Origin of the sequence: Burkholderia sp. 9120, assembly GCF_000745015.1 — a bacterium.
Classification (GTDB): Bacteria; Pseudomonadota; Gammaproteobacteria; order Burkholderiales; family Burkholderiaceae; genus Paraburkholderia.
Window position 1 is genome coordinate 1233261 of record NZ_JQNA01000001.1, and the last position, 18167, is coordinate 1251427.

General features: G+C 64.0%; 15 protein-coding genes and 1 other RNA gene. 6 read left to right on the top strand and 10 right to left on the bottom strand.

Features of this window, described 5'->3' with window-relative positions; all coding sequences use genetic code 11:
• The first annotated feature begins 27 nt into the window (after positions 1-27).
• Positions 28-397: a transfer-messenger RNA gene (gene ssrA, locus FA94_RS37535) on the top strand.
• 117 nt (positions 398-514) lie between these two features.
• On the opposite strand, the gene FA94_RS05470 is transcribed toward ssrA, so the two are convergent.
• The 5 genes from FA94_RS05470 to FA94_RS39720 all read right to left on the bottom strand — a co-directional run bounded on the left by FA94_RS05470 (position 515) and on the right by FA94_RS39720 (position 6623).
• A complete protein-coding gene (locus FA94_RS05470) occupies positions 515-2062 on the bottom strand; it encodes a TolC family outer membrane protein (RefSeq protein WP_081935711.1) in 1548 nt (515 codons plus the stop codon).
• Entirely contained in the window at positions 2055-4157 is a 2103-nt protein-coding gene (locus FA94_RS05475) for a peptidase domain-containing ABC transporter (RefSeq protein ID WP_035547590.1), read from the bottom strand. Before FA94_RS05475 ends, FA94_RS05470 begins: the two co-directional genes overlap by 8 nt.
• 2 nt (positions 4158-4159) lie before the next feature.
• The gene (locus tag FA94_RS05480; RefSeq protein WP_035547592.1) at positions 4160-5353 is read right to left on the bottom strand and encodes a beta-barrel domain-containing protein; all 1194 of its coding nucleotides are present in this window, start codon (positions 5351-5353) and stop codon (positions 4160-4162) included.
• A 119-nt stretch (positions 5354-5472) separates the two neighbouring features.
• Entirely contained in the window at positions 5473-6426 is a 954-nt protein-coding gene (locus FA94_RS05485; protein WP_035547595.1) for a lysophospholipid acyltransferase family protein, read from the bottom strand.
• Between the two features lie 71 nt (positions 6427-6497).
• On the bottom strand, positions 6498-6623 hold the full coding sequence (locus FA94_RS39720; RefSeq protein ID WP_279614171.1) for a hypothetical protein: 126 nt from the start codon (positions 6621-6623) through the stop codon (positions 6498-6500).
• Positions 6624-7187: 564 nt separating this feature from the next.
• Between FA94_RS39720 and FA94_RS05490 the strand changes: the two genes are divergently transcribed.
• Positions 7188-7556 carry a COG4315 family predicted lipoprotein gene (locus tag FA94_RS05490; RefSeq protein WP_035547598.1) on the top strand — a complete coding sequence of 123 codons (369 nt, stop codon included), beginning with the start codon at positions 7188-7190 and terminating at the stop codon, positions 7554-7556.
• 107 nt (positions 7557-7663) lie between these two features.
• On the opposite strand, the gene FA94_RS05495 is transcribed toward FA94_RS05490, so the two are convergent.
• Together FA94_RS05495 and FA94_RS05500 are read right to left on the bottom strand one after the other, a co-directional pair.
• A complete protein-coding gene (locus tag FA94_RS05495) occupies positions 7664-7930 on the bottom strand; it encodes a hypothetical protein (RefSeq protein WP_035547600.1) in 267 nt (88 codons plus the stop codon).
• 109 nt (positions 7931-8039) lie between these two features.
• Positions 8040-9116: a substrate-binding domain-containing protein gene (locus FA94_RS05500; RefSeq protein WP_035547603.1), complete on the bottom strand. Its 1077-nt coding sequence runs from the start codon at positions 9114-9116 to the stop codon at positions 8040-8042.
• 135 nt (positions 9117-9251) lie between these two features.
• Between FA94_RS05500 and FA94_RS05505 the strand changes: the two genes are divergently transcribed.
• Genes FA94_RS05505 through FA94_RS05520 form a run of 4 tightly spaced genes read left to right on the top strand, consistent with a single transcriptional unit; the run spans position 9252 to position 14555 of the window.
• Entirely contained in the window at positions 9252-9737 is a 486-nt protein-coding gene (locus tag FA94_RS05505; RefSeq protein WP_035547606.1) for an NAD(P)H-dependent oxidoreductase subunit E, read from the top strand.
• Positions 9734-11323: a formate dehydrogenase beta subunit gene (locus tag FA94_RS05510; protein ID WP_035547609.1), complete on the top strand. Its 1590-nt coding sequence runs from the start codon at positions 9734-9736 to the stop codon at positions 11321-11323. Before FA94_RS05505 ends, FA94_RS05510 begins: the two co-directional genes overlap by 4 nt.
• A 14-nt stretch (positions 11324-11337) precedes the next feature.
• Complete coding sequence (gene fdhF, locus FA94_RS05515) at positions 11338-14295, top strand: formate dehydrogenase subunit alpha (RefSeq protein WP_035547612.1); 2958 nt, start codon at positions 11338-11340, stop codon at positions 14293-14295.
• An 8-nt stretch (positions 14296-14303) separates the two neighbouring features.
• Positions 14304-14555: a formate dehydrogenase subunit delta gene (locus FA94_RS05520; protein ID WP_035547616.1), complete on the top strand. Its 252-nt coding sequence runs from the start codon at positions 14304-14306 to the stop codon at positions 14553-14555.
• 43 nt (positions 14556-14598) lie between these two features.
• On the opposite strand, the gene FA94_RS05525 is transcribed toward FA94_RS05520, so the two are convergent.
• The 3 genes from FA94_RS05525 to FA94_RS05535 all read right to left on the bottom strand — a co-directional run bounded on the left by FA94_RS05525 (position 14599) and on the right by FA94_RS05535 (position 18110).
• Positions 14599-16323, bottom strand: a complete 1725-nt coding sequence (locus FA94_RS05525) for an FAD-dependent monooxygenase (RefSeq protein WP_035547619.1) — start codon at positions 16321-16323, stop codon at positions 14599-14601.
• Positions 16324-16524: 201 nt separating this feature from the next.
• Positions 16525-17745 carry a cation diffusion facilitator family transporter gene (locus FA94_RS05530; protein ID WP_035547622.1) on the bottom strand — a complete coding sequence of 407 codons (1221 nt, stop codon included), beginning with the start codon at positions 17743-17745 and terminating at the stop codon, positions 16525-16527.
• Entirely contained in the window at positions 17742-18110 is a 369-nt protein-coding gene (locus tag FA94_RS05535) for an ArsR/SmtB family transcription factor (RefSeq protein ID WP_035547625.1), read from the bottom strand. Before FA94_RS05535 ends, FA94_RS05530 begins: the two co-directional genes overlap by 4 nt.
• Positions 18111-18167 lie beyond the last annotated feature (57 nt).

An 18167-nucleotide genomic window follows, 5' to 3' on the forward strand; every position in this document is an offset into this window, starting at 1 on the left:
GTTCAGAGGTTTTGAGCAACGAACCGCGGGGGCGACCTGGTTTCGACAGGGGTTGCGAAGCGGCTAGGGCATGTCGAGGACCCGTCACCTCGTTAATCAATGGGAAAAACGTAACTGCAAACGACGAAACGTTCGCACTGGCAGCCTAAGGGCCGCCGTCCTCTGCCTAGTTCACTGACGGGCTAGAGTCGCAAGACCGGTAGCAATACCGACAGAGGTCATATACGTCAGTTAAGCCTTGGTGGTGTCACGACATCCGGGTCGAAAACCTAGTGAATCGCCTTAGTGCAGCGTGTTCGTCCGCGTCGCTCGGGTTAAATCAAATGACAGAACTAAACATGTAGAACTAGTCGTAGAGTGCTTCTGGACGCGGGTTCGATTCCCGCCGCCTCCACCAGACATCGCGCACACCGCACCGGTGCCGCGCTTTATGAAAAACCCCGACAGCGTCGAGCTCTCGGGGTTTTTTGTTGCCGGCGTCCGGCGAGCGATTCGATGCAAACGCGCTACGCGTTTACTGCTCCGTTAGCGTCGAGGCGCGCCAGGTTTGGAGTGCGTTTGCGGCGGCTGAGGCTGAGGCCGAAGGCGAGGCCCATCCGTCAGCGCGATGCTTGGGAATGGTCTGACCCACGGCCGCGGCACTGCTGGGCGGCCGCTCGATCGTCACAACCGCAGTTCTGTTCGCAATTGCATGTGCAGGAGCCTCATTCGCGAGCCCATTCACAGCCACGCTCGCCGCCCCACCACCCGCCCTCACCAGCAACCCATTCACCCGCTCCACCTCGTCAAAATCCAGTGCCGCCGTCGCAGCCTTAAGCTGCAGCAACGCCACAATCGTCGCGTAGCGTGCGCGGATCCAATCCCGCCGAGTCGAGTACAACGCATCCGACGCGCGCAACACATCCGTGCTGGTCCGGCTGCCCACCTTATAACCCACCTGAGTCGCGTCGAGCGCCGCGCGCGAAGTCCGCATCAAACGCGTCAGCGAATCGACCCGCGCCGCGCCGTTGCGAACGCGCGACCAGTTCTCGCGCGCCGTCGCACTCGCGACGCGTTGCGCCGCCAGCAGTTCGTCCTGCGCCTTGTCTTCCAGCGCGAGCTTTTCGTCGACGATGGCAGTAGTCTCGCCGCCTTCGAACAGCGGAATCGTGATCGACAACATCGCGGTCGTGGTCGTTGTCGGCCGGGAGTAGCCGGATGCGGCGCCCGCCGGCGTGTGACTCGCCGACAGGTTCACGACCGGCAGATGTCTCGCCCGCGCCTTCTCGACCTCCAGTTCCGCCAGGCGTCGGTCGATCTGCTTCAACTGCACCCGGAAGTCGTGGGTTTCGGCCTGCGAGGCCCAATTCTCGCCGTCCACTGGGTCCAACCTCGGCATGGCCGCGCTGTCCGACAGCCGCGACAACGCAGCAAAGGGCTGCCCCGTGAGTTGTTCCAAAGCAAGCCGCTTAAGCTGCAACTCGCTACGCGCGTCCTGCTGCTGCAACTGGGCCTGCTCGCGCGCCGCGTCGGCTTCCTGCAGGTCGATCACGGTCGCCTCGCCCGCCGCCTGCCTACGGCGTAACTGGTCGAAATGCAAATCGAGGGCCATCGCGTAGTCGTTGGCGCGCGTCAGCTCGTCTTCAGCGGCAAGCTCGTCGAAATACGCGCGCACCGCCTGCACGATGGAGGACTGCTGAGCGCTCGCCACCTCCAGCACGCCGCGCGCCGCAATCACGTCTGCCTGCTTGTAAACCGTCCAGCGGCTCCAGTCGAAGACCGGCTGCGTCAGCGTGACGCTCCAACCGTTCTGCCAGTAGGTGTTACGCGGAAAACCTTCCATCACCGTACTGTTGTACGCGCGCCCCCAGCCGCCCGCGACTTGCGGCAAAAACCCGGCGCGCGCCTTGGGCAGCGCCTGCTGGGCCGCTTTGGAGCCCGCACGGAATGCCGCGAGATCCGCGTCGTGGTCGGTGGCCTGCTCGACCACCGTCGACAGATCGACCGCCGCAGCCGGCCTCGCCAGCGCGACACAGGCGAGCGCGATCAGCCAGAGCCAGCCCGGCACCGTGCGCCTAGTCATGGGCCATCACGCCCGCACGCGCCTCGCACACCAACTCGCCTTCGACCAACCGGTAACGCGTGTCGAACGACGCCGCGAGCGACATGTCGTGCGTAATCACCACGACCGTTCGCTCGAGGCGCTGCAACAAAGCCACGATCTGCCGCACCGACGTCGGATCGAGATTCGACGTCGGCTCATCGAGCAACAGCAGCTCACGTTGCTGATACAACGCGCGCGCAAGCAGCAGACGCTGCCGCTGCCCGGCGGAAATATTCGCGATCGTGTCGCTGATCACCGTGCGCGTGCGCATCGGCAAACGCATTACGTCGGGCAACAGACCGACGTCGTCGAGCAAGGTGTGAATGCGGGCTTCGTCCGCGTTGCCGGCGAACAGCGACACATTCTCCGCAATCGAGCCATGCAGGATCAGATCGCCCTGGCGCATATGCACGGCGTGGCGACGGATTTCGTCGACGGTGAGGTTCGGCCACGCAATGCCGTTCAGCGTGATCTCGCCGTCCTGAAGCGGCTCAGCCGCCGCAAGCAGCTTGAAAAGCGTGGACTTGCCGCTGCCCGATGAACCGGTGATCACGATCTTGTCGCCGCGGCGAATGACGATGTTCGCGCGCTTGAGCACTGGCTGATCCGACACGCCGTAGCGGAACGTGACGTCGCGCACGTCGATGCGCTCGAAGCTGCGCACCTCGACGGTTTTATGCGTGTCGGCAGGCGGCGTGTAGCGCTCCGCCTCGCAGTCGACGATGTCGCCGACCCGCGCCGCCGGCACGCTCAGCATGAAATACTCAAAGGCCGCGTTGATGGAACGCGCAAAGCGCTCCGACAGCAGCGACTTGTAGATCAGAAACGAATAGAACACGCCCACCGAGATCACGCCGCCCAGCATCAGCCGCGCCGCGAACCAGGTGATCGCAATCATGTCGGCGTAATTGACGAGCTTCAGGATCGCGTCGCGCGCGCTGCCGAGCTTGCTGTTTTGCACTAGCGCCGCGGTATACGCGCGGTATTTGGCCATGAAGATCGCGGTGCGCCGCGTCTCGCCCTGCGAGAGCTTGATCAGCGACGCGCCGCGTATCGTCTCGATCAGCGTGTCGTCGCAGCGTGCTGATTCTTCCAACACGAGCGCGTGGGTATCGCGCATTCGCGCAAACAGCGCGAACGACACGGCAACGTAGACCGTGAAAATTAGCAGCGCGATCACCGTGAGTTGCGGGCTCTGCACCAGCATCAGCGCGAGCGCCAAGGTGCCGACCACCATGTCGATGCACAGCGCGATGGTAGTGCGCGTCGTGAAGATGCTGATTTCGTCCTGCGCCTTCACGCGCGCGAACAGATCGCCGACGTGCCGCTTCTCGAAGTACGGAATCGGATTGCGCAACAGCTTCAACAGCAGCCCCTCGGTCATGTTCATCTGCACGAAACCATGCAGCAGTCCGACGAGGTACGTTTCGACGTAGTGGCTCAACGCGCCGGCGACGAAAATGCCCGAGAACGTCAGCATGAGCACGTTGAGCAGATTCAGGTTGTCGGCGGCGACCACGTCGTCGAGCACCAGATTGCCGAGGTACGGCATGGCGAGGATCGCGAACTGGCTGCCGAGCGCCACGAACATCACCTTGGCGATCTGCGCCTTGAGTTGCGGATTCAGCGCACGCACACGAGCGAGCGCGGCGGGCACCCGAGACTTGTCGCGGATGCGCGGCATGAGCGGCGTCGCCGCGCATTCGAGCAGATAGCCGGACACGTTGGCCACGAAGGTGTCCATCGAAATGCGCCGGCGGCCGCTGGCCGGATCGATCACCTGCACGTAACCACGCCCGCACTTCTCGAACACCACGAAATGCGCGCCGCCGAAATGTAGGATCGAACCACGCTTCACGCGTGGCAGATCGCCGCCGTCGAACCGGTAGGCCTGCACGGCGAGACCGAATTCGACGGCGACGTCGTAGAGATCCATGAGCGTCAGGCCGTTGGCCGACACCGGCCTGAACGCCTGCAATTCGCGCACTTCCGTGGCGCGCCCAAGATGCGACAGCACCATGGCGAGACACGCGTAGCCGCATTCGGCGACTTCGTTCTGATAGATCGCACGCATGGTCAGCCTCGTAGCACGCGGAACAGCGGCGCGAGCACCCATTCGGCGATGGTGCGGCGCTCGATCACGATGCTCGCCGTCGCCGCCATGCCGGGCAGGATGTCGAAGCGTTGCCGCTCGAAGTGGAACTGGTCGCCGCTCAGCGTGGCCCACGCCATGTAGTCGCCGTCCGGACCCGGCGACTTCGACGGGGCGCCGCGCGAGATCGCCGAACGCACGGTCGTGCGCGAAATCGAATCGATGCGCGCTTCATAGCTGCCGAATTTGGCGTACGGAAACGCGTCGAACTTCAGCCGCACGATCTGCCCTTCGCGGACAAAGCCACGTCGGCGCGAAGGGATGCGCAGTGCCGCGCGCAAACCGCCCTTTTCGCCGGTCGAGATGACGAGCGCGACGTCGTCCGGTGCAAGCGTGCGGCCCGGCACGAGCCCTGAAAAAGTAACCACGCCAGCCTTGGGCGCGGAAATCGTCGCGTCCTGACGGGTTTGTTCGAAGCGCACGCGAATGTCCTGCAGATCGCGGGCGTGGCGCGCCTCCAGCTCGTTGAGCTGGGCGCCGAGGCCCGTTTGCGTGCCGATCGCCGCGCCGAGTTCTGCACCCAGTTGCTGGCGACGCGCGGCGCCCTGCGCGAGCGCGACTTTCGCCTGATGCGTATCGGCCCTCGCCTGCTCGACCCGGTCCGCGGTGACGTAGTCGGCGACCGATTCGAGCCGCGTCAGTTTGCGGCCGGCTTCGTCCGACAGTTCGCGGTTCTGCGCCAATTGCTCGCCCAGCGCCATGATTTCCGCTCGCCGGCTTTGTACGGCGACGCGTGCGGCATCCCATTGCGCGGACAGATCCGCTTTGCGCTGCGCGTATTGGGCTTCGCTCGTGCGAATCTGTTCGTCGCGCATCTGTTCGTCGAACGCCGGGCGTTGTTGACCGTCGCTCGCCAGCGAGAGATCGCGATCGAGCCGGAACAGCGCGGCCCCCTGCGCGACGCGCGCGGACGGCTCGACGTAGATCGCCGAAACGAGTCCGGTCAGCCCCTGAATCTTGACCTCGGCGGGCGAGACGATTTCCGCACGCACGTCCTGTTTCAGTTCGACGTCGTGGAAGAAGGCGAATAGGGTTGCGATCGCCACTAGCGACGATGTCGCATAGGCGATCCAACGCCACGAGACGTCCCTGAACTGCGGGAGATTGATAGGTTCCATAGCTTCATTGCTGCCGGATAGCGCCCGGCGCTGTGTCGATCCGCCTGACTGCGGCGGGTGTGGTGTTGCACGGCTGCGTCGGTGTTGCCGTCGCAGTCGCCCTCGCCGTGCGGACGGGTCTAGCGGACTGGCGCGAACGCGTACATCGACGGATGTCCGGCGACTAGCCAGTCTGGATAGTTGTGGGTAACCGCCGTTTCGATGCAATGCGCGAGTTGCTGCACGGCATCAGGGGCGGCAAGGGGTAGCGGATCGAACTGTTCGGCACTGAAGCGACCGCGTTCGAAACGCAAATAAAATGGCAAAAGCATGGCGCCGAATGGCGCGCCAAGTCGGAACACGCCGTTGTGAATCCGCGCGTCACGGCCGAACAGCGAAACACCGACGGTTTCCATCGGATAGCGATGCAACGCGAAAGGCGGCACATCGGCAAACAACACCACAACGCCGCTGCGCTTCAACGCGCGGGCGACGCGCAGGCCAAGTCCGTTGCGGTCGTCTTCGCCATAGGTGTAGAGCACGTTGACGCCGGGAATAAGCGCGTGATCGTTGCCATACATGTCGCGCGGCACGCCGGACACGACCGCAATCGACTCGAGTCCGAGCAGCGCGCGCAATTCGTCGATGACGTAAATGTTTGCGTATTGCGACACGTAGTGAAACGGCGACACGATGACAGGACGACCCGGTTCCTCGGCCTGAAGCTGGCGGATTTTCCCGGCCAGTGCGGCGGCGACGCGCTGCAGGTCGGGCCACGCTTCGCTACCGCGCGATAAGCGGCCGAAGTAAATACGTTGATCGATCAGCTTCTCGCGCAAATATCCTGCGGCGACACGACTCTTATCGAGCGGCGCCAGTTGCAGCACATCTCGCCCGATCTCCAGGCGCGCGATACCTTGCCAACGCTTGCGCGCGCTGACGAGACCCAGAAACTTGCACACAACCGAGGCACACGGCTCAATAGCCGAAGGCGGCAGGCGAGCCATCAACGCCCCCCACGCGCTGCGCCACGCATACGCCAATTGGTTGCGTAGCAAAGTCAGTAAGGCTGACGCGGTACGCCTCGATTCCATCTTCAACTCCACAGCCCATATCGTGGCACTGGGGCGATCCTTCAGGAACCGCCCCAGTGCGCGCTACACGCTTACGAGCGCGTGTTCGCCGGGACCGGCGTGCTCTTCACCGGCGCCTGAGCCGGCTGCGAGTTGCACTTGCAGCAGCCGCCTGCAACAGCGGATTTAGCCAGTTCGTTACGATTGATTTTTTGCATTTGAGGTACCTTTTTGAATAAGTCGATAAATTAAATTAGCCCACAAGAATTTCTTAACTCCTGAAGCGAATAAAATCTTATCAGCATATTTTTTTGGTAGAAGAACCTTTGCTTTATTTTACAAATCCGACCTAACTCAATAAACCCATCGGGTCGTGCTACCCACCAAACGGGGAATTTTCATTCTCAATTAATTTCATTCAGACTTGCTGAACAAGGCTCAGGACGAAGGTGTCGCCACCAGGAAGCGAGATATTTCCTCCAACCCCGGATAACGCGAGCCAATCACCAACCATTCCATGACGAAACAACCCAACCAGACATAATTAAAAAATTTACCCCGAAATTTCTTACAAATAATTAGAAAATTCGGAACATTAATTTTCACATTAAATAGTCACGCCAATGAAACCGGGCGCTCACGAACCCGGTAACGTCGTATGACATGGAATAAATCACCGTCCTGATCCGTTTAAGACTGGCACGCACGCAAACCGGCAGCGCGGGCATGACCCGCGCTGCACAAACTCGAAACCGTACGCGGTCAAACCAGGAGCCCACATCATGCGCAAGACACTCTTCGGCGTCGCCCTTGTCAGCCTCTTTGCCCTGCAACCCAGCGCGTTCGCCGAGGCGCCCAAGGCGGTCGACGGCCGCTTCGTCACCGCCGACGGCATGACGCTCTATACCTTCGACAAAGACACCACGCCCGGCGTCAGCGCCTGCACCGGGGGCTGCATGAGTTACTGGCCCGCCGCGGTGGCCGGCTCGATGGATAAGCCGTCGGGCGACTGGACGCTGATCCCCGCAGCGGACGGCAAACAGCAGTGGGCGTACAAGGGCTATCCGCTGTACCGCTACGCGGCGGACAAGCAGTCCGGCGATGAAAAGGGAAATGGGTTCAAGGACATGTGGCACACCGCCAAGCCCTGAACGGCCGCCGCGCGATAAGCGCACCGGTGAAACGCACGCTCAAACGAAAAAACGCCGGCATCGAGCCGGCGTCGCATGACAAATCAGACGGAAGACCTTCTCCCGCGTTACTCGTCTTTAGGACACTGCAGGTTACAGCCGTTCGGGTCGCCATTGTCGCCGCGCTTGCGCATGGCCGACTTCTTGTTCGACTGATACTTGTCCGACGGCGCCGACGCAGCGAACGGCATTTGCGGATGCTCGGCAAGACGGAACTGGTCATTCAGGATCCCGCCCGGCACGCCGGGCGAATTCTGGGCGAACGCGACCGGAGCAGTGGCGAGAACCATACCGGTTGCAGCAACTGCAACCCATGCGTGAAGAAGAGCTTTCATAGCGATTGAGCGCGACGACTCGCGCGATTGAGGCGAAAACGAAAGCTTAGAGCGTATCGCAAACCGGCGCCATGCGCAGCGCCGAACCCACGTAGATGGTTACGGCTGCTTACGCCGCCACGCCGAGGCCGACTTCGAGGTCGACCAGCGTGCCACATTCCTGCGGATCGTAGCCTTCGAGCTGATCGACGCTATGCCGGAACGCGGCGCCGCGCAGCAACTCGATCACCGTCGCGAGCGGCGCGCGTTCCAGACGGCTGCGGTCGCAGGCGAAGTAATAGTCTTCGTCGACGATCGGAATGAAGTCGAGCCCGAAGTGATGCGCCGCCGGCTCCACACCGAAGCCCACGTCCGCCATGCCGCTCGCCACGAACGCCGCGATCGCCGAATGCGTCAGCTCGGTCGACGCATAGCCATTCACCCGATCCGGATCGACACCGACTTTGCGCAACGCGAGATCGAGCAGCATGCGCGTGCCCGAGCCCGGCTGACGGTTGACGAAGCGAATGTCGTCACGCGCCAGATCGCCGAGACCGCCAATGCCTCGCGGGTTGCCCTTGCCGAGAAACAGTCCCTGCTTGCGCCGCGTCAGATGCACGAGCACATGGCGCTGCGGATCGAGCCAGCGCCGGTAGGTATCGGCGCACGCCGCGCGAAATTCGCCGCGCGGCAAGTGGAAGCCGGCCAGATCGCATTCGCCGCGCGCCAGTGCGCTGACGGCGTCGGCGCTGTCGCGGTATTTGATGTCGACCGGCAGATCGTGCGCAACCAGCGACGTGACGAGCGCAGCCACCGCGTACCCATGCGACGCAAAAATGCGCACGTCGTCGGCGGGTGGCGCGAGCCAGCGGTTCAGATCGCTCGCCACTTCGCTGGCGAGTGCCTGCATGTTGCCGTCGAGCCGTTCACCGCATAGACGCTGCGCACGCAGCACGGCCTGCCCGAGTTCGGAGAGCACCGAGCCGCGGCCGCGCTCCTTCGCAATCAGCGGACCGCCCAGACGTTCTTCGATGCTGCGCAACAGACCCCATGCATGACGGTAGGACAAACCCTTAAGCGTGGCCGCCTGCGCGATGCTGCCGGATTCGTCCACCAGTGCGAGCAGCGGCACGACGTCCGACAGGCTGGCCTCGCGGCCGTCCGCGCCCTTCACCACCAGCTCCGCCTGGCACTCGATTCTGATCATATATGCTCAACTCTTTCCTATTGCACGGGCTATTTCACCCGCCTATTGTTCGGCTATCCCATATCGAATAAACAAAGCATAAGTGCACGCTTTATGAAATACAAGTGCATATATGACTTTTGGAGGAGCCCCCACTTGGACGATTCCCTCGCCGTCGCACCGGATCAACTCGTGCAGCGTCACGCGCGTCCGGGCATGTCGCTGCTAGCTGTGCTGCATGCGATTCAGGACGAACTCGGCTACGTTCCGCCGGCCTCGGTCGCGCCGCTCGCCAAAGCGATGAATCTGTCGCGCGCCGAGGTGCATGGCGTCATCACCTACTACCACCACTTCCGCACGCAACCGGCCGCGCCGGTCACGGTGCAACTGTGCCGCGCGGAAGCCTGCCGCAGCATGGGCACCGAAGCGCTCGCGCAGCATATCGAAGCGCGCACCGGTTGCCGCTTCGACGCCGAACACGAGCCTCACGCGACGGTGGAACTGGAATCGGTGTATTGCCTCGGTCAATGTGCGCTGTCGCCGGCGTTGATGCTCAACGGCACCTTGCACGCGAAGGTCACGCCGCACAAATTCGACGCGATTCTCGCCGCCGCCGAAAAGCGCGTGGAGGTGACGGCATGACGCGCATTTACGTTCCCTGCGATTCGTCCGCACTGGCGCTCAGCGCCGACGCGCTGGCTCAGGCGATCGTCGCCGAAGCCGCACAGCGCGGCATCGAAATCGAACTGGTCCGCAACGGCTCGCGCGGTTTGCTGTGGCTCGAACCGCTGATCGAAGTCGCAACGGCCGAAGGTCGCATCGGCTACGCGAATGTCGAAGCCGACGACGTCGCCGCCTTGTTCGACGCCGGCTTCCTGCAAGGCGGCGAACACGCGCGGCGCGTCGGTCTCGTCGACGAGATTCCGTATCTGAAGAAGCAACAGCGCCTGACGTTTGCGCGCATCGGCATCACCGATCCGCTTTCCGTCGACGACTACGTTGCCCACGGCGGCCTCGACGGCCTGCGCGCGGCCCTGCACACCGACGGCGACGCCGCCTGCGAAGCGTTGATCGAATCCGGCCTGCGCGGCCGCGGCGGCGCGGCGTTCCCGGCCGGCATCAAATGGCGCACGGTGCGCGGCGCGAAAGCGGCGCAGAAGTACATCGTCTGCAATGCGGATGAAGGCGACTCGGGCACGTTCTCCGATCGTCTGGTCATGGAAAGCGATCCGTACATGCTGATCGAAGGGATGATCATCGCGGGTGTCGTGACGGGCGCAACCGTCGGTTATATCTACGTGCGCAGCGAGTATCCGCATTCGATCGCGACGCTCGAAGCGGCCATCGCGAAAGCGCGCGCCGCCGGCTGGCTCGGCGACAGCGTGCTCGGCTCGGCGGCGCATCGCTTCGAGCTGTTCGTCGCGAAAGGTGCCGGCGCCTATGTGTGCGGCGAGGAAACCGCGTTGCTCGAATCGCTCGAAGGCAAACGCGGCATCGTCCGCGCGAAGCCGCCGGTGCCGGCGCTCGTCGGCCTGTACGGGCAGCCGACCGTGATCAACAACGTCATCACGCTCGCCACCGTGCCGCTGATCTTCGCGCGCGGCGCGGCGTTCTACAAAGACTTCGGCATGGGCCGTTCGCGCGGCACGTTGCCGTTCCAACTGGCCGGCAACGTGAAGCAAGGCGGTCTCGTCGAACTCGCATTCGGCGTGACGCTGCGCGAATTGCTGGTCGACTACGGCGGCGGCACGGCCAGCGGCCGGCCGGTACGCGCGGTGCAGGTGGGCGGCCCGCTCGGCACCTATCTGCCCGAAAGCCAGTGGGACATTCCGATGGACTACGAGGCCTATGCGGCGGTCGGCGCGGTGGTCGGCCACGGCGGCCTGGTCGTGCACGACGACACATCGAATCTCGCCGAACTCGCGCAATACGCCATGCACTTCTGCGCGCTCGAATCGTGCGGCAAATGCACGCCGTGCCGGATCGGCTCGACGCGCGGCGTCGAAGTGATCGGCCGGATCCGCAACGGCGATACGTCCACGCGCCAGGTGCAATTGCTGCGCGATCTGTGCGACACGATGGTGTCCGGTTCACTGTGCGCGATGGGCGGCATGACGCCGTTCCCGGTGCTGTCCGCGCTCGATCATTTCCCCGAAGACTTCGGTCTCGCCGGCGCGTCTTCCGACGCGTCCCCGAACGTGCCTCATCACGCGCCCAAAGCGGCCTGACCCAGGAGCTCACCATGTCCGACGTGCTCAACTCCCCTGCCGGCGGCTGCGGCTCAGGCAACTGCGCGTGCAAGTCGCAGGCGCTGCAACAGGCGCCGCTGCGCCCGCCCCGTTCGTTCTTCGACGACACCGACTACGGCACGCCCGAACGTCATGCCGACGTCGATATCACGCTGGAAATCGACGGTCAGAGCGTGACGGTGCCGGCCGGCACCTCGGTAATGCGCGCCGCCGTCGAAGCCGGCGTGAACGTGCCGAAGCTGTGCGCCACCGATTCGCTGGAACCGTTCGGCTCGTGCCGCCTGTGTCTGGTCGAGATCGAAGGCAAGCGCGGCTATCCGGCGTCGTGCACGACGCCCGTCGAAGCCGGCATGAAGGTGCGCACGCAGACCGATCGTCTGCAATCGCTACGCCGCAACGTGATGGAACTGTATATCTCCGATCACCCGCTCGACTGCCTCACCTGCCCCGCCAACGGCGACTGCGAATTGCAGGACATGGCGGGCGTGACGGGCTTGCGCGAAGTGCGCTACGGCTTCGACGGCGCGAATCATCTGAAGGACAAGAAGGACGAGTCGAACCCGTATTTCACCTACGACGCGTCGAAGTGCATCGTCTGCAATCGCTGCGTGCGCGCGTGCGAGGAAACGCAAGGCACGTTCGCGCTGACCATCGCGGGACGCGGCTTCGAATCGCGCGTGGCGGCGAGCGAAAACCAGCCGTTCATGGAATCGGAGTGCGTGTCGTGCGGCGCGTGCGTCGCAGCGTGCCCGACCGCGACGCTGCAGGAAAAGACCGTGATCATGCTCGGCCAGGCGGAGCATTCGGTCGTCACCACCTGCGCGTATTGCGGCGTCGGTTGTTCGTTCAAGGCGGAGATGAAAGGCAACCAGGTCGTGCGGATGGTGCCGCACAAAAACGGCCAGGCCAACGAAGGCCACGCCTGCGTGAAAGGCCGCTTCGCCTGGGGCTACGCAACGCACAAGGACCGCATCACCAGGCCGATGATTCGCGCGAAGATCACCGACCCGTGGCGCGAAGTCAGTTGGGAAGAAGCGCTGAGTTACGCGGCGTCGGAGTTCCGCCGGATTCAGGCACAACACGGCCGCGATTCGATTGGCGGCATCACCTCGTCGCGTTGCACGAACGAAGAGACGTACCTCGTGCAAAAGCTGGTGCGCGCCGCATTCGGCAACAACAACGTCGACACCTGCGCGCGCGTCTGTCACTCCCCGACCGGTTACGGCCTGAAGGTCACGCTCGGCGAATCGGCAGGCACGCAGACGTTTGCCTCGGTCGATAAAGCTGACGTGATCATGGTGATCGGCGCGAATCCGACCGACGGCCACCCGGTGTTCGGCTCGCGGATGAAACGCCGCGTGCGGGAAGGCGCGAAGCTGATCGTGGTCGATCCGCGGCGGATCGATATCGTCGACACGCCGCATGTGAAAGCCTCGCATCATCTGCAATTGCGGCCGGGCACCAACGTGGCCGTGGTGAACGCGCTGGCGCACGTGATCGTGACCGAAGGCCTGTTCAACGCAGCCTTCGTGGCCGAGCGTTGCGACACGCGCGCGTTCGAACAGTGGCGCGATTTCGTTTCGCTACCGGAGAACGCGCCGGAAGCGACTGAAGCGTTGAGCGGCGTGCCGGCTCAACACGTCCGCGAAGCGGCGCGCATCTACGCGACCGGCGGCAATGCCGCGATCTACTACGGCCTCGGCGTCACCGAACACGCGCAGGGCTCGACGATGGTGATGGGCATCGCCAATCTCGCGATGGTCACCGGCAACATCGGCCGCGAAGGGGTCGGCGTGAATCCGCTACGCGGCCAGAACAACGTGCAGGGCTCGTGCGACATGGGCTCGTTCCCGCACGAGTTGCCGGGCTATCGCCACATTAGCGATACGGTCACGCGCACGCTGTTCGAGCAAGCGTGGAACGTCACGCTGCAGCCCGAACCGGGCCTGCGGATTCCGAACATGTTCGACGCCGCCGTGCATGGCACCTTCAAGGGTCTGTACTGCCAGGGTGAAGACATCGTGCAGTCGGATCCGAACACGCATCATGTGGCGGCGGCGCTGTCGGCGATGGAATGCATCGTGGTGCAGGACATTTTCCTCAACGAGACCGCGAAATACGCACACGTGCTGCTGCCGGGTTCGTCGTTCCTCGAAAAGGACGGCACCTTCACCAACGCGGAACGCCGCATCTCGCGCGTGCGCAAGGTGATGCCGCCGGTGCCGGGTTACGCCGACTGGGAAGTCACGGTGATGCTCGCGCGCGCGCTCGGCTATGAAATGGACTACACGCATCCCTCGCAGATCATGGACGAGATCGCGCGTCTCACGCCGACGTTTCACGGCGTGTCGTACAGGAAGCTCGACGAGCTCGGCAGCATTCAGTGGCCGTGCAACGAGAACGCGCCGGACGGTACGCCGACCATGCACATCGATACATTCGTGCGCGGCAAGGGCAAGTTCGTGATTACGAAGTTCATCGCGACGCCGGAAAAGGTCACGCGCAAATTCCCGCTGCTGCTGACCACCGGGCGGATTCTGTCGCAGTACAACGTCGGCGCGCAAACGCGCCGCACCGAGAACTCACGCTGGCACGACGAGGACCGTCTGGAAATCCATCCGCACGACGCCGAGGAACGTGGCATCAAGATGGACGACTGGGTCGGCATCGAATCGCGCGCGGGGCAAACCGTGTTGCGCGCGAAAGTCACCGAGCGGATGCAGCCGGGCGTCGTCTACACGACGTTCCACTTCCCCGAATCGGGCGCGAACGTGATCACCACCGACAGCTCCGACTGGGCCACCAACTGCCCGGAATACAAGGTGACCGCGGTGCAGGTGATGCCGGTCGAACAGCCGTCGCAATGGCAGAAAGACTATTCGCGCTTCAACACCGAACAGCTCGATCTGCTGAAGCAACGCGAGCTGGCCAACGCCACCTCGGGCAAGTGAGGCGAGCCATGGACACTCAGAATCTGATCGACATGGCGAACCGGATCGGCGATTTTTTCGATTCGATGCCGGACCGCGAAGAAGCGTTGGGCGGTATCGCCGATCATATCCACCGCTTCTGGGAACCGCGCATGCGGCGCGCGTTGCTGGCGTCGCTCGATGAACCGGCAGCGGGCGGCGTCGAGATGTCGGCGATCGTCAGGGAAGCGCTGCTCAAACATCGCGAGCAATTGACGCCTGCCGTGCCTGCGCCGGTTTAATGCGTTGCGGCTTTGCAGCGTTGCAGTTTTGCGGCCGCCCGCGTCATAGCGCGGTCGGCTCGGGGATCTCACCGCCCACCGCGAACCATGCTTCGCAATGCCGCAGCAAGGCGTGCAGATCGGTGCCGGTGCGCCCGCGCGCGCTGATATAGCCATCCGGTCGCACGAGGTAGAACGAAGGCCGTGTGCGTCCATACGATTCGGATAGCGCCGGGCCGCCGTCGCCGGTCGTGTCGGTAATGCGCCAGATACGCACCGCGCCCCGCAACAGGCGCTCGACTTCCGCCACCATGCGATCCCGGTCCGCGTCCGGCGGCGACGCATGTTTCGCGGCGGGATCGAGCGGCGTGCCGTCGACCGGCAGCGGCGGCACCAGCAGAAACAGCGAGAAGAACGCCGGGTCGTGCAGATCGAAAATACAGCCGACGCCCGGCGCGCGGCCCAGCGGTCCATCCACCACATGCACCAGCGCATCCGGCGCCCGCTCGCCGGCGCGCGGGCCGCCGTCGAGCACCCGTTCGAGTGTGAGCGGACTGCGCCGGTACTGGATCGACAACTCGCTGATCGTCAAACGCGCGGCGTCACGCAACGGACCGAGCGCGGCGAGCACCGGCATGACCCGCTCGCGCAACAGCTTGAGCGGTCCATGATCGGCTTCGGCCATCTGCATGACGAAGCCCGTTTGACGCAGCACGTCGCGCTCGATCGGATGCCGTTCGGCGTGATACGTATCGAGCAGCCGATCCGGCGCCGCGCTCTTCAGCACGCGGGCGAGTTTCCAGCCGAGATTGAACGCTTCCTGAATGCCGGTGTTCATCCCTTGCGCGCCGGCCGGGCTGTGAACATGCGCCGCGTCGCCCGCGAGAAAGATCCGGCCGACACGCAAGCGGTCCACCATCCGGCTGTTCAGATGGAAGTGCGCGGACCACTTGAGATCCGACACGTCGACGCGTTCGCGCACGCGGCGCGCGATCAGCGCCTTGCAGTCGTCGAGCGACGGCGGCGGCACGCGGTTGAGCGGCGGCTCACCCAACACCGCGGGCGTGGCGGCCGGCGCCATGGCCGACGGCTCGACCGCATGATCCGCAATCAACCGATGCCGGCCGTGGCCCATTGGGAACAGCGCGACCAGACCGTCGTTCGAGGCGAACATATGAAACTCGTCGTCGGGCCAATCGGTTTCGGCGTGCAGATCGGCGAGCAGGAAGGTCTGTTCGAGGGTCTTGCCCGCGAAGCTCAGGCCGAGCCGATGACGCACCGCGCTATGCGCGCCGTCGGCGGCGATCAGATAGGACGGACGCATGGTCTCCGTGTGGCCGTCGGCGCGGCGCAGCGTCGCCTGAACGCTGGCGGAGCCTTGTGCGAAATTCATCAGTTCGACGCCGCGTTCGATCGTCACGCCGAGCGTCGCGAGATGCTCGGTCAGCAAACGCTCGGTCACGGCCTGGTCGAGAAACAGCAGATACGGATAGCGCGTGTGCAGCGGATCGAAATCGAGCCGCGCGAGACGCATGCCGTTGGAAAAGAGATTGGCCACGCGCGCGCGATGACCGAGTGCGAGAAACTGCTCGATCAGGCGATGCTGCTCGAGCAGTTCGAGCGTGCGCGCCTGGATGCCGATGGCGCGCGAATACGGGCTCGGCTGCATGGCCTTGTCGATCAGACGCACGGGAACGTGGGCACGCGCGAGGCTCATGGCGGCGGCAAGTCCGGTGGGACCCGCGCCGACGATCAGCACCGGCGACGCGTTGTTTGCAGCAACGTCCATGCGGGGCTCCGGAGGCGGCAGTGCGTTCTAGTGTACGCCCTGACGAAGTCACCCTGGAGACGCTGCCGGTGAGGTGTTTCACGATGCGCTGCGTCAAAAATGCGCGGGTGGGACGGGTTGGGACGGGGGTTTTGGGTGCGCTTTCTAGTGGCTCGTTGCGAGAGCGTTGCGTGACCCTTGTGTAGAGGATTACGCCCTACGTCAATGCGCGTGCCCCGCGTGCTCCATCGCGCAATGATGCTGGGTGGTGCCGAGATCGACCTGCAGCGTCGCGTGTAGCATCGAGAAACGCTCCCGCAGCACGACGACGATCGCGTCGAGCGATTCGTCGCCGGGATGGCCGGCCGGCATCACCAGATGCGCGCTGAGTGCGTTGCCGGTGGTCGACAGCGCCCACACGTGCAAGTCGTGCACATCGACAACGCCGGGCTGGGTCGCCAGATAGTCGCGGATGCGTTGCAGGTCGACGCCGGGCGGCACGGCGTCGAGCGCGAGGCGCACCGAATCGCGCAACAAGCCCCATGTGCCGACCACGACGACGGCGACGACCAGCAAGCTCATCACCGGGTCGAGCCACGTCCAGTTGGTGTACAGAATCACCAGGCCGCTGATCGCGACCGCCGCCGAAATACCGGCGTCGGCCGCCATGTGCAGAAATGCGCCGCGGATGTTCAGATCTTCCTTCTGCCCACGCATGAAGAGCCAAGCGGAAATACCGTTGACGACCACGCCGGTGGTCGCCACGACGAACACGGCGAGGCCGGCTACCGGCGCCGGGTTCATCAGACGGCCGATCGCCTCGGCGACGATCACGCCGCATGCAAACAGCAGCAGCCCCGCATTGGCCAGCGACGCGAGAATCGACGAGCTGCCGTAACCGAACGTATAGCGCGCCGAAGGACGCCGCGTGGCGAGCCAGCCGGCGCCCCAGGCGAGCAGCAGGCCGAGCACGTCGGAGAGGTTGTGGCCGGCGTCGGCGAGCAGTGCGGTGGAATGCGCGAGCACGCCGTAGATCGCCTGGATCACGACGATCAGGACGTTCAGCGCGACGGCGAGCGCGAACGCGCGGCCGTGGCCGGGGATGGGGGCGTGGGCGTGGCTGTGGCCGGCGTGGGAGTGGCCGGCGTGGCTTTGGGCGGCGTGGCTGTGGCCGCTATGGGCGCGGTCGCCATGGTCACCGCCGTGGGCATGACCGCTGTCATCGTGACCGCCGTGGTCGTGACCACTGTGGCTGTGACCACTGTGGCTGTGACCGCCATGGCTGTGCTCATCACTCCCATGATCATCGGCACTATCCTCGTGGCTCTGGCTTTCATGATCGTGCCCGCCCTGCGCCGCGGCATCGCCTCCATCGACCCACACCGGCGCGTGCTCATCCTCGCGCTCTTCCGCTGCCCGATCCGGGTTATTCGTATTCTTCATGTCGCATCCACAGGAAAATCGCTGGCCGGTTCGGCCACGTGCTCCAGCATGTTGGTTAGCATCGCGCTGATGTGACGATCCGCGGCGAGGTAGAACACCTGCTTGCCCTGCCGCTCCGCGCGCACGATCCGCGCCGCGCGCAACAGCCGCAAATGGTGGCTCACCAGTGAAGGCGACAAGCCCAATGCCTCCGCAATCGCCCCCACCGGGCGACGCCCGTCGACGCACGTCAGCACGATCCGCAAACGCGTCGGGTCGCCCAGCAGGCGAAACAGATCCGCCAGCGGCACGATGGTGTCCGCGGAACGGTCGTCGAAACGGCTAAACGAAACGTCGGAAACGGTAGAAGCCACAGCGGTCGTCATGGTCAGCACACATATGAACAGGTATTCACATGTTATACGCATCGACATGACCGGTCA